This is a genomic window from Spiroplasma cantharicola (genome assembly GCF_001281045.1).
GTDB lineage: Bacteria > Bacillota_I > Bacilli_A > Mycoplasmatales > Mycoplasmataceae > Spiroplasma_A > Spiroplasma_A cantharicola.
Window position 1 is genome coordinate 984,852 of the sequence record NZ_CP012622.1, and the last position, 12,092, is coordinate 996,943.

Here is a 12,092-nt window from a genome sequence, read left to right on the forward strand (position 1 = left end):
TAATATTTGCTTTTAATATAGTAAATAAAATATTGTCTAAACGACAATAAGATCATCTACTGCAATATCAACTATATAATTTCGCACGAACTGAGAAAGCTTTTCTAATTCATACTTTACACGTATTTGAACTTCACTAACAACGTCTCGTATGTTAACTCCATTGATTAAAATAATATGTACTTTTACTCTGTCCATTGTATCAGTTGAAACCATCTCAACTGCTTTTGCAATATCTTCAGTTTTTAACTCAGATTCTGATTTTGCTGCATAATTTGCAAATGAAGCTACACCAGGAACTGTAACAACAGCATTTGATATAGAATCTAAAATGGCTTTATTTATCATTTTGGCCTCCGTAAAAAGATGTACAAGTTTATTATCTAATTCAGGGTAACACTAAAATCATGATGTTACGTTTCAAATTAGTACAAAATTATTTTACACTATTAAAGCAAAATAATAAAATAATAAACTCTAAAAGTAAAAATTTAGTTTAGAATAATTTAAAGATTTTCTTGTATTTTCAATGTAATTATTATATTATTTATAAGTCCGAGGTGAAAATATGGCAAGAAAAGACGGTTTAACAGGTAAAGGTCCTTTGTCAGGTAATTCAAGATCACATGCTATGAATGCCAGCAAAAGAAAATGAAACCTTAATTTACAGAAAGTTCAAGTAATGGATGATAACGGAAAAGTTATGACTTTGAAAGTTTCAGCAAGAACACTTAGAACTTTAAAAAGAAATAATCAATTAGCAAAATAAAAATACAATAAATTGAGAAACTCATCGAAGTTTCTTTTTTTTCATTATATAATAATTATTGGTATTGCCCTCTTGGCGGAATTGGTAGACGCAGCAGACTCAAAATCTGCCGAGAAATCGTATCGGTTCGACTCCGATAGAGGGCACCAGCTAAAAAAATAAAAGCAGATTATTAAAAAATCTGCTTTTTTTTATTTTGTCATAATTACCATAACTTCTTCTTCTAAAACTATTTTAGGGTTAACATATGGTAAAAATTGGTTAGAATATGCAAAAGAGTTAAAAGCTTTTAATTCAACATTTGCTACTTCATATTTCATTCCAATAATAGTAATTTTGTTATCTTTTAGACTAAATAATGAAACATATGTAAAATCTTGATATTTATTAAAATCTATAGTATTTTCACCAGCATTTAATCTAAAAATAATTGATTGCTCGTTAAATATTTTCAAATTATGTTTAAACACATATTCAATAATAGTTAAATTCATATCATATCTTTTTGATGGATTTACTATCATTGTGATATCTTTTATTCCTTTTTCTTTTAAATAAAGAATTGAAGCAATACCATCTAAATAATCCTTTTCCTGATTAAAAGAAATGGTTTTTTTAGCCTTTGACTTAATAATTTGAAATTCTTCTTGTGTAACTTGATCAAAATCAGACATTGCAATATCAATACTAATATCTTTTTTTATTAGATCTAAGCATCCTCTTTCAATACCAACAATTAAGTGAGTTTTTTGAAAATGTTTTAAGTTAATATTAGTTTCTGATATTACAATTAATGCCTTATCCTTCAAGTTTAGTAACCCTTTCCATTAAATTTTCAACATTCGGACCCACAAGGTAACTACCCGCAACAATCATATCAACTCCAGCATTTTGTACAAGTTTATAAGTATCGTCATTTATCCCACCATCAACTTGTATTGAATAAATGTACTTATGCTTATTTTTTAATTCTCTTAATTTTTTTATTTTTTCTAATGAACTGGCAATAAAAGACTGTCCCCCAAAACCTGGATATACACTCATTATTAAAACATTTCCAATTTTAGATAAATACTTTTCAATGCTTTTAACATCAGTATCAGGATTAATTGAAATTGATGGAATTATATTGTTATTGGCACAAAATTTTAAAAAATCTTCAATTTGTTTTTCTGTTAAAGCTTCAAAATGTATCGTAATTTGTTTTACATTTTTTACAAGGAAAGGTTTTAAATATTGCTCTACACTAATATTTTCAATTTTAACCATTAAATGTAAGTCCATTTTAAAATTATAACTAGCAACTATATCTGTTAATATTTTTGGTCCAAAAGATAAATTAGGAACAAAATTATAATCCATCACATCATAATGAATTCACTTAATTTTTACCTTTTCTAACTTATCTAAATCAGATTTTAAATCTAAAAAATTAGCAGTTAAAATACTTGGAGCTACAATAAATTTTGCCATTAATATCTTCTCCTTTGATTTTCTATTTCCAATTGAATTTTTACATAGTCATCATATATAAATTGTGGAAAACTATTATTTTTTACAGCCTCAATTACTTTGCAACCAGGGGTGTTGTTAATATGTAAACAATTGTTAAATTTACATTTGATATCTTTAAAGAAATTAATACTCAAGGCAATTTCTTCCTTAGTAATTTCTTTATATTCAAATGATGAAAAGCCTGGTGTATCACCAATTAATGAATTTTTATAGATAAATAATTCATTTTTTGTAGTTGTATGCTTACCTCTATTCAAGGCCTTTGAAATTTCTTGGGTCTTTTCAGAAACATTTGGAATAATATGATTTAAAGTTGTTGATTTTCCTGCACCCGTTTGTCCAGTAAAAACTGATGTTTTATTTTCTAAACTTTTTAAAAACTCATTTCAATTTTTATCAGTATCAATCATGTTATTTATTAAATATACTTCATAGCCAATAGTTTTATATAATTTAGCTTTTAAAATTTCTTCATCATCTTGATTTGTTAAATCTGCTTTTGTAAAAGCTAAAATTGGTTTTAAATGAAGAGTTTCAAGAAAAAATAAATACTTATTAAGTGTGTAAGTATTCAAAATCGGTTCTCTCAAAGAAGTTATAATAACTACTTGATCTATATTTGCTATTCTTGGTCTATATAATTCATTTTTTCTTTTCAAAATTTCTGTTAAAGAACCCTTAAAGTTTTGTTTATCAGTAATTTCAAAATTAACATAATCCCCTGTTGTTGGTTTTTGATTGCTATGTCTTACTTTACCTGTTGCCTTACATTCGTATAAATTCTTTTCAAACAATACATAAGCATACTCACTTAATATTTTTAAAATAATTCCTTGATTCATTTTATAATACCATTAACAGAACAATAAGGACGATAAGTGAAATAATAACTATTAAAAAACTTGCTACAAATCTAGTCTTGGCAATTGCTGGTAATTTATCCAAAGTATTTCCTACTTGAAGTTTCCTTTTACCATCATTCATAATTAAAGTTACTTTTTTATGATAGATATAGGGCTTTGGATTATCTGATCTTTTAATTCTTAAAAGATCACTTTTAACTTCATCAATATTATTAAACCTATTATCAGGTTCCTTTTCTATCATTTTTAAAATTAAATTTTCAAGACTTTGTGGTATTGAGGGATTTATTAATTTTGGACTTGTTGGTGTTTCTTTTAAGTGTTTAGCTGCAATTTTAGGGGCTTCTTTTGCAGTAAAAGGAGCAACTCCTGTTGCTACTTCATAAAGCATAATACCTAGTGAATAAATATCACTTCTAGGCGATGGGCCTTGAGCTGCAATTATTTCTGGGGGCATATACTTTGGAGTTCCAATTGCTTTATTAACTTCTGAAGATTTACCTTCCATAACGGAAATTCCAAAATCACCTAATTTAACATCACCAGCCTGAGTTAATAAAACATTATCAGGTTTAATATCTCTATGAATAATTCCTAATTTATGTGCCTCTGATAAAGCATCACAAATTCTTGAGAAATAATACTTAATTTCCTTTAATGTCATTGAACCAAAATCTTGAAACTTATCTTTTAAAGTTCCACCCTCAACACATTCTAAAATAATAAATCATTCATCTCCATTTTGGATAATATCAAAAAGTTTTACAACATAGGGATTAGAACCTAATTTTGCAAAAGCTTCTTTTTCAATATCAAATCTTTCTTGTCCAACAGGTTTAACAACAATTTCTGGCGCTACAACTTTTACTGCAACAACATTTCTTGTTATTATATCATATGCTTTAAATACAGAAGCCATACCACCTTTCCCAAGTTGGCTAATAACTTCATATCTTTCATTTATTAATGACCCTGGTTCATACTTATTCATAAAGTTACTCCCTTTTCAATATAATAATAACAAAAAAAGCAGAGTTAGATTACTCTGCTTCAATAATTAATATTGATAAATTATCTGTTGATATATTATCTTTTGCATCTTCTATTATTAAACTTGCTTTATCCTTTAATTTAACTTTTTTATTTGCTAAAGTAGAGGCTACAATTTCTTGATCAATATAATCATGAACACCATCAGTTGTTAACATGTATATACCTTCTTGATTTTCAACAAAATAAGTATCAATTCTTAATGTTTTTTGTGGACCTAAAGCACTTGTTAGAACTTTTCAAAAAGTAACATCATTAGCTTTTTCATAAATTCCTGACATTTGAATATCTCTTCGTTCTGCTTCTGGAGTAGAGTTTCATAAATTTTGGTCTTCTGTTATTTGAAATAAACTATCATTAACTAATTTATAAGTTCTTGAATCTCCAACATTGATTACAAATCCACCCTCTTTTGTAAACAAAATGGCTGTTAATGTTGTTCCCATATCTTTTGTTTCAAATCTATCATTTGAATATTCAACCATTTCAGTTAATATATTATTTACACAGCTTCTCAATCATCTATTTATTTCTTTTTGATTAAGTTTAGAAAAATCATTTTCATTAAAATATTCAATAAATTTTTCAACAGCTAACTTTGATGCTACTTCACCATAAGCGTGACCACCCATTCCATCGCAAACAACTCCTAAAGCTTCTCCTGTTTTTTTTGTTGAAAAATCAAGATAGTCCTGATTAGTTTTTCTATAATTACCAATATCACTTAACATTGCACTTTTAAATTTCATTTTTTATGACACCTTCCCTTTTAGCTCTTAACTGGCCACAAGCCGCGTCAATATCTGCGCCAAATTCTTTTCTTACAATTGCAGTAATATTTTGTTTCTTTAATATCTTGAAAAATTCATCTACTCTAGTTGATTTTCTATATGGGTTTTCTTCAACTTCATTATAAGGAATTAAATTAACATATGCGTTAATCCCTCTAATAATTTTTGCTAATTCTAACGCATGCTCTGGCTTATCATTTAATCCATCAATTAAAATATATTCAAAAGTAACTCTTCTATTTGTTTGATCCACATAGTATCTTACGGAATCTAATAATACTTTAACTGGATATGCTTTATTAATTGGCATTAATTGATTTCTCACATCATCATTTGAAGCATGCAAGGAGATTGCAAGATTTATTTGAGTTTTTAAATCCGCAAATTCTTTAATTTTTGGAACAATTCCACAAGTTGAGATTGTAATATGTCTAGCTCCAATTTCAAAGCCATTTTTATCATTAATTATTTTTATAAATTTCAATACATTTTCATAATTATCAAATGGTTCGCCAATTCCCATAACAACAATATGACTAACTCTAGCCCTTTTATTTTCTGGGTCATTTTTATATTTTTCTTTTAAAAATAAATTCATTGTATATATTTGTCTAACTATCTCATCAGCTGATAAGTTTCTCTCTGTTTTTATTAAACCAGAGGCACAAAATTTACAAGACATTTTACATCCTACTTGTGTTGTAACACAAACTGACTGTCCGTACTTCTGAGGCATAAGAACAGTTTCAATTGATTTTTTATCATCTAACATAAATAAAATTTTTATTGTTCCATCTTTAGACTCTTCAGTAACTAGATCCTTAAGTAAATTAGTTACAAATCTTGCATTAAGAAATTCTCTTAACTCCTTACTTAAATTAGTCATATTATCAAATTTTGTTTCCATTTTAATGTAAATTCAATCATAAACTTGTTTAGCAGAAAATTTTTTAAATCCATTTTCTACAAGAATATCTTCTAATTCTTGAATTGTGTACCTAAATATACTTGTTTGTTCCATAAAAATTTAACTCCAATGTATATTTTATCATACTAATAATTGTTTAATTTAAAGACTTGCTTTTTTAAGTTTTTTTTTCAAAATAAGAAAGATAACTAATGAGACTCCAAAAGTAAGAGGAATTAAGCAAAGAGCCATAATTTTAGTTCAATTATTATTTACTTTACTTTTTTCATTATTTTCTTTATCTTCTTTATCTTCTTTATTATCTTCTTCACTAATATTAGAATGCATTCTAATATTTATATACTCTCCCTTTTTATTTACGATTTCTATAATGCCAATATTGTAATTTTCTTTTAAAGAAAAATTATAGTCTCCATTTAAATCAAGTAAATTAATATTTTTATCATAACTTTTTAATTCATAATCATTTTTATTAATTATTAAATTTTGATCATAATTATCTATTTCCTTAATTGTAAATTTATTAAAACAATATATCTCGAAAATTAAAATTTGATTTCTATATTTTAATTCTATTTTAAATTTTCCTACAGCTCTTGAAATAAAAGTAATTCTTTCTTTTTCTCTAGTAATAAGCAAATCATTTGAAAAACTATTTATAGTTAATTCATTTTCATTAAGTTCATCAAAATTAATTATATTTAAAGTATTTAAAGTATTTACTTCTGTTAAGGAAATATTTTTATCCAACTCAACTAAATTTTTATTATCAATAATTTCAATTTTTATAATTTCACTTTCTTTTGTTATATTGGAAAAAACCTCAATTTCAAATAACCCTAATTCATTTGATTTAATTAAAATCTTATCCTCTTCTAATATTGCAATTATATTTTTGTTCTTATTAACTATAATTAAATTTTCAAAAGAATTTGAATATAAATTAATGGAATCAAATTCTCCTTTTTTAATTGTTATTTCATTTGTTTCCAATTCAAAATATTCATCATCAGGGATTATTTCTATCTCAATAGTTTTTTTATTTTTTGCATCTATTGAATCAATTTCTAAAAAAGTCTTACCAATTTCCAAACCTTTTAATTTTAAAATATTTTTATTTTCAATTTGCACATTTAAATTTTTATTATATTTATAATTTATTTTTCTAAAATTATCTCCATTTAATATAAATAACTCTTTAACTTCATTTCTCTTTAAAGTAATACTTTCAAAAGAAGTAAGTATTTCCTTAAATTCTAATTCATTACCTTGAATGTTACTTTCACTGATTATTGAATAATTATCTAATTGATAATTTTTATTTGTGATTTCAAATTTCATTTCATTTCATTTGCTCATTTCAATATTTTCATCAGACTTATTATTTGTATGTTTTATAGAAACGTTAAAACTTAAAATTTTTCCACTAGGTTTTTTATAATCATATTTGAAAATTGTTGATTTATTAAGTTTAAAATCTTTTATAGCTTTAGAGTTATTAAGACTATCAATATTGAAACTTATTTCATTTTCAGCTAAATTATATTTTTTAGAAATAAAGTATTTAATTTTATGATGATTTTCATTTATATTTTTTAATGAACTTTCAAAATTTAAATCAACATTGTCATAATTTGTGTTTACTTCTAATCCTTTAATAAATACTTTGATATTTTTTTTCAAAATTTGTGAATTATTTTTTAACTCTACAACACCAGTCATTAAATTTGTTTGAAATAAATTACTTGAATTTAGTGATTTTATTTCTATAATGTGACCGGCCTCTTTTTTAATATTTAAATATTTAAAAAATTTATCATCTGAATTTAAAACTTTTTGCAATTTTTCTCGCGAGTATCTATAGTCAGTATTAATATCTGTTAGCACTGTATAATATTTTTCTTCTTTATCCTGAAAATAATTTTTTCTAGATATAAAATTTGTTTTTAAATTTGTTAATAATAAACCACCACTTTCAATTGCTCCAAGATTTGATCCTCATTTTTTATTTTTTAAAGCAATTTTATCTTTAAGAATTTCTTCTTCAATTGTTCCAGAAATTACTAATCCAGATTTAACTTCAAATACTTTTTTAAATTCCAAATTTAATTTTGTATATATAAATGTATCAGTTCACTTATCATGATAACTATATTCTTTTTCTATTGTTTTTGATTCTTGTCTTTTATCTAAATTAATATTTAATTTATAACTTTCAAACTCTAGATTTTCATATTTAATATTTTGACCAGCCTGTAATCCACTGGAATTTCTTTGCACAATATTTTTAAAGTTTAATTCTAAAGATGAGTCAAATCAAAATTCTTGCATGTGTTCTAGTTTAAGTTCTTCTAATGAAATAAATTTATTAATCTTACTTTTAAAAATGGCACTATTATTTTTTCTTATAATTGTACTAATATTTTCTTTTTGGTCATCTAAAAGATAGTATGGTTCTTTTTCTAAATTATGTTCTTCAATTTCAGTACTTGTTTTGAATAAATTTTTAATATTTAATTCCATAATAGGTGATGATATTGTCCCAAAAGGAATTATTGTAAATAACAATTTTAATATTTTTATCATATTGTATTCTCCTTCTTTCTCTTAATCGACCAATATGAAATAAAAAATGAAAAGAATTAAATTCTTTTCATTTTACAAATGTAAAAACCATCATTATCATATTCATTACCAAAAAAAACTTTTTCATATATTTTTTCAATATCTTTATGCTTTAGTAAAAAATTATTAATTTGTTCTTCATTTTCTTTTTTATTAATAGTACAAGTTGAATAAAGAATTTCAGTTCCCTTATTGGTACAATTATATGCTTTCTCTAAAAGTTTTGATTGCAATAAAACAAGCTCTTCATTTTCTTGTTCACTATATTTTTTTAACTTAATTTCAGGCTTTTGCCTTATAACTCCATATCCAGAACAAGGTGCATCTAACAAAATAAAGTCATATTTTTCTTCTTCAATTTCAAGTGCATTTTTGCATTCTAAAATAACATTTTTCACTCCTAGCCTAGAGAGATTTTGTTTTATTAAATGTATTTTGTTTTCTTGCAATTCATACGCATGTATCTTTCCCGTATTTTTCATTATTTGTGCAAGATGAGTTAATTTACCACCAGGAGCACTGCACATATCAAGAACTTTTGAATTTTCTTTTGGAGCTAAAATATATGAGGCATACCCACTCATTTGATCTTGAACTGTTACATAACCTTCCAAAAATATTTCTTGATTAATAATATTTTTATTTGATAAATAAAAATATTCTATCAGTTGAGATTTTTCCAATTTATATTTTTCAAAATATTTTTTTTCAAAATCTTCTAAAGATATTTTTAAAGTATTTAATCTCAACGAAATTTTACTTTCAATATTTGAATGTAAAATAAATTGCTGAGCTTGCTCTTTTGAATAATCATTTTCAATTTTTTTATAAAGTCAAAATGGAAATCCATTTTCTAATGGGAAAACATTTTGCTTATTTTTAATTTTAACTTCTCAAATATTTTCATCTTCTAATATTTTTGAAACTTTATTAACTAAGCCTGAATAATTTTTATTAATTGATTTTGCAATATCAACAGCTTCATTAATTACATAATATGCTTTTGCTTTTAAAAATTTTAATTGATATAAATTCATTCAAAGTAATATTTGAATTTTTAAATCAGTTTTATTTGAATCAATTATTTTATTAACAACGTACTCTAAATAAATTTTGTATTGAATAGTTCCATATACCAATTTAAAAACAAAAGCTATGTCTTCTTTTGACATAGCCGTTGTTTGTTTGAGATTACTAAGTAATTTATTTGAAAATTTATTATTTTTAAATACTTCAAATAAAATCCTTAATGCTTCTTTTCTTGCGCTCATTATTTTTGAAATTCTTTTTGTTCAACACTAAAGAAATTAACATCAATCATAAATTGTTCCACAGTAGCTTCAATAAAACTTGATTTATCAAGATTATTTAAATCTTGACTTGCCAATACATATGCATATGTTTTATCTGTTAATAATCCAACCAAATAATTTTTAAAATCAAAATTCTTATCAATTTGTTCTCCACCAACTTTTTCGACATTTTCTTTTCAATTATTTACAAAATATTCGTATTGTTCAGTAACAATTTCACATACTTTATCTCTTAATTTAAAATACTTACTTTCACTTGGGTCAACACTTAATGTATTTTCTTTTGTTAAAACGTCTTTAACTTTTGCAACAGCATTTTCTACACTATCAATTTCAATAACATATTGATATTTGTGTTTCAAAGGAATTTCTAATAAAGCTTTATCTAACCTTTGTTTAATAATTTCTTCTTTTTCAGTTCCACGTTTTCTTAATCTTTGTTCTAAAGCTTTTAAGCTTGGAGGCATTAAAAATATTGAAACAAGATTTTCTGGTTTCTCTTTTTTTAAAACTTGTGTAGCACCAATTACTTCAATTTCTAAAACTACATTTTCACCTTTTGCAATTTTGTCATAAACTATTTTTCTTGGTGTTCCATAATAATTATTAATAAATTCTGCATATTCAATTAATTCATTGTGTTGTATTGCATCTTTAAAAGTATCTTTATCAACGAAATAATAGTTAACTCCATCAACTTCTTCTGGTCTAGGTGCTCTAGTTGTCATAGAAACAGATTGTACTAAATTTAATGATTTGTCTTGTGCTAATTCTTTATTAATTGTTCCCTTACCAACACCAGATGGTCCTGATAAAATAATTATTTTCCCTTGTTTTTTCTCCATTTATAAATTCTCCTTTTCAAATCTTAAAATATAGAGATGCTTATTTTTAAAATCTTTATATTTTAAAACATTTAGAATTGTAAGTTCGCTAATTTCCAACCTTAACTCTGATTCCATAATTAATATACCATAATTATTAAGCAATTGATTCTCAGAAATATATTTGAAAAAATCCTTATAATACTCTATTTTAGCAAATGGTGGATCAAAGAAAATTAAATCGACTTGTTTTTTCATTGATGTTAAATAATTTAGCATTTTTTTATAATCCAAGTTAAATAATTCATATTCTTCATTGTTTAAACCAATAAAATTTTTCTTAATTATTTCTAAAGCAGGTTTATAATGATCGTTTACATACGCAAACTTAATACCTCGAGATAAAGCTTCAAGTGACAAAGCACCACTCCCACCAAATAAATCTAAACAAGTCTTACCTTCAAAAATAAAATAATTATTTAAAACATTAAACATATCTTCTTTAACTCTAGTAATTGTTGGTCTTGTATTCATTCCTTCCAATGTAACTAGTTTTCTACCTCTAAAACGCCCACTAATAACTTTCATTTTAATTTTTCCTTTGCTTTTTATATTATACAAAAATAATTATTATATAATGGTAATTGAGGTGTTGATTTATGAAATTAGATTTAAAAAAGGACTTATTGCAATCGCAATTGCCAACAAATAAATGATTGTGCAAAGATAATCAACCAGAAATTATTAGAAATAAATCAATTGATGTGGAATTACCATTAAGTAAAGAAAATGAGTTAGTAATGAAAAAATTAATTGATTTTGTAAGATATAGTCAAGATCCTGAATTAAATAAAAAAGAAAATGAAGATTATTTAAGACCTGCTGTTGGTTTGGCAGCTCCTCAAATTGGAAGTAATACTAATATGTTTTTTACAAGATTTGAATGAGATGTTGAAGCTGGTGATGTTGAAGAATATGCAATAATAAATGGAAAAATTACTGCAAAAAGCGATCAAATTAGTTGTTTAAGTGACGGTGAAGGTTGTTTAAGTGTTGATAAGGATCATAAAGGTTTAGTCCCAAGAAGTTATAAAATTCAAATTGAAGGTTATGATTGATTAAATCAAGAATATATTGAGTTAACTCTAAGAGGTTATCATGCAATTGTTTTTCAACATGAATTAGAACACAATCAAGGTGAACTTTACTATGACCGAATTAACAAGCAAAATCCCGATTTTAAAGATGAAAGTTGAATAATAATTTAGAAGTTTAACAAAACTTCTTTTTTTATTTAAATTTACTAAGATTTTTGTATATTTAATTTAGTTTTTTGCTAAAATACTATTAACTATGACTTTTAAATTATTTGGAAACGATAATATATATAATACTTTTACGTATCATTTTACAA

13 protein-coding genes and 1 tRNA gene are annotated in these 12,092 nt (G+C 24.5%); 3 read left to right on the forward strand and 11 right to left on the reverse strand.

Annotated elements, in window-relative coordinates; genetic code table 4:
* Positions 1-36: 36 nt before the first annotated feature.
* The gene (locus tag SCANT_RS04285) at positions 37-348 is read right to left on the reverse strand and encodes an Asp23/Gls24 family envelope stress response protein (RefSeq protein ID WP_053946489.1); all 312 of its coding nucleotides are present in this window, start codon (positions 346-348) and stop codon (positions 37-39) included.
* 220 nt (positions 349-568) lie between these two features.
* On the opposite strand from SCANT_RS04285, the gene rpmB reads away from it, so the two are divergent.
* Complete coding sequence (gene rpmB / locus SCANT_RS04290) at positions 569-769, forward strand: 50S ribosomal protein L28 (protein ID WP_053946490.1); 201 nt, start codon at positions 569-571, stop codon at positions 767-769.
* Between the two features lie 66 nt (positions 770-835).
* Positions 836-918, forward strand: a tRNA-Leu gene (locus SCANT_RS04295).
* A gap of 42 nt (positions 919-960) precedes the next feature.
* On the opposite strand, the gene SCANT_RS04300 is transcribed toward SCANT_RS04295, so the two are convergent.
* The 10 genes from SCANT_RS04300 to rsmD are packed head-to-tail and all read right to left on the reverse strand — an operon-like array spanning position 961 to position 11,299.
* Positions 961-1,578, reverse strand: a complete 618-nt coding sequence (locus SCANT_RS04300; protein ID WP_053946491.1) for a thiamine diphosphokinase — start codon at positions 1,576-1,578, stop codon at positions 961-963.
* Entirely contained in the window at positions 1,568-2,242 is a 675-nt protein-coding gene (locus SCANT_RS04305) for a ribulose-phosphate 3-epimerase (protein ID WP_053946492.1), read from the reverse strand. The genes SCANT_RS04300 and SCANT_RS04305 overlap by 11 nt, the downstream gene beginning before the upstream one ends.
* A complete protein-coding gene (rsgA, locus tag SCANT_RS04310) occupies positions 2,242-3,126 on the reverse strand; it encodes a ribosome small subunit-dependent GTPase A (protein WP_053946493.1) in 885 nt (294 codons plus the stop codon). Before rsgA ends, SCANT_RS04305 begins: the two co-directional genes overlap by 1 nt.
* A gap of 1 nt (position 3,127) precedes the next feature.
* Positions 3,128-4,138, reverse strand: a complete 1,011-nt coding sequence (locus tag SCANT_RS04315; RefSeq protein ID WP_053946494.1) for a serine/threonine-protein kinase — start codon at positions 4,136-4,138, stop codon at positions 3,128-3,130.
* 49 nt (positions 4,139-4,187) lie between these two features.
* Positions 4,188-4,946 carry a PP2C family protein-serine/threonine phosphatase gene (locus tag SCANT_RS04320; protein ID WP_053946495.1) on the reverse strand — a complete coding sequence of 253 codons (759 nt, stop codon included), beginning with the start codon at positions 4,944-4,946 and terminating at the stop codon, positions 4,188-4,190.
* The gene (gene rlmN / locus SCANT_RS04325) at positions 4,936-6,009 is read right to left on the reverse strand and encodes a 23S rRNA (adenine(2503)-C(2))-methyltransferase RlmN (RefSeq protein ID WP_053946496.1); all 1,074 of its coding nucleotides are present in this window, start codon (positions 6,007-6,009) and stop codon (positions 4,936-4,938) included. Before rlmN ends, SCANT_RS04320 begins: the two co-directional genes overlap by 11 nt.
* Before the next feature lie 48 nt (positions 6,010-6,057).
* Positions 6,058-8,502, reverse strand: a complete 2,445-nt coding sequence (locus SCANT_RS04330; protein ID WP_053946497.1) for a hypothetical protein — start codon at positions 8,500-8,502, stop codon at positions 6,058-6,060.
* A gap of 56 nt (positions 8,503-8,558) precedes the next feature.
* Positions 8,559-9,812 carry a 16S rRNA (cytosine(967)-C(5))-methyltransferase RsmB gene (gene rsmB / locus SCANT_RS04335; protein WP_053946498.1) on the reverse strand — a complete coding sequence of 418 codons (1,254 nt, stop codon included), beginning with the start codon at positions 9,810-9,812 and terminating at the stop codon, positions 8,559-8,561.
* Positions 9,812-10,699 carry a guanylate kinase gene (gene gmk / locus SCANT_RS04340; RefSeq protein ID WP_053946499.1) on the reverse strand — a complete coding sequence of 296 codons (888 nt, stop codon included), beginning with the start codon at positions 10,697-10,699 and terminating at the stop codon, positions 9,812-9,814. Before gmk ends, rsmB begins: the two co-directional genes overlap by 1 nt.
* Complete coding sequence (gene rsmD / locus SCANT_RS04345) at positions 10,700-11,299, reverse strand: 16S rRNA (guanine(966)-N(2))-methyltransferase RsmD (RefSeq protein WP_268794785.1); 600 nt, start codon at positions 11,297-11,299, stop codon at positions 10,700-10,702. It lies immediately after the preceding gene.
* Between the two features lie 38 nt (positions 11,300-11,337).
* Here rsmD and def point away from each other — a divergent pair, with 38 nt between their 5' ends.
* Complete coding sequence (def, locus tag SCANT_RS04350) at positions 11,338-11,946, forward strand: peptide deformylase (protein WP_235443285.1); 609 nt, start codon at positions 11,338-11,340, stop codon at positions 11,944-11,946.
* Positions 11,947-12,092: the final 146 nt, after the last annotated feature.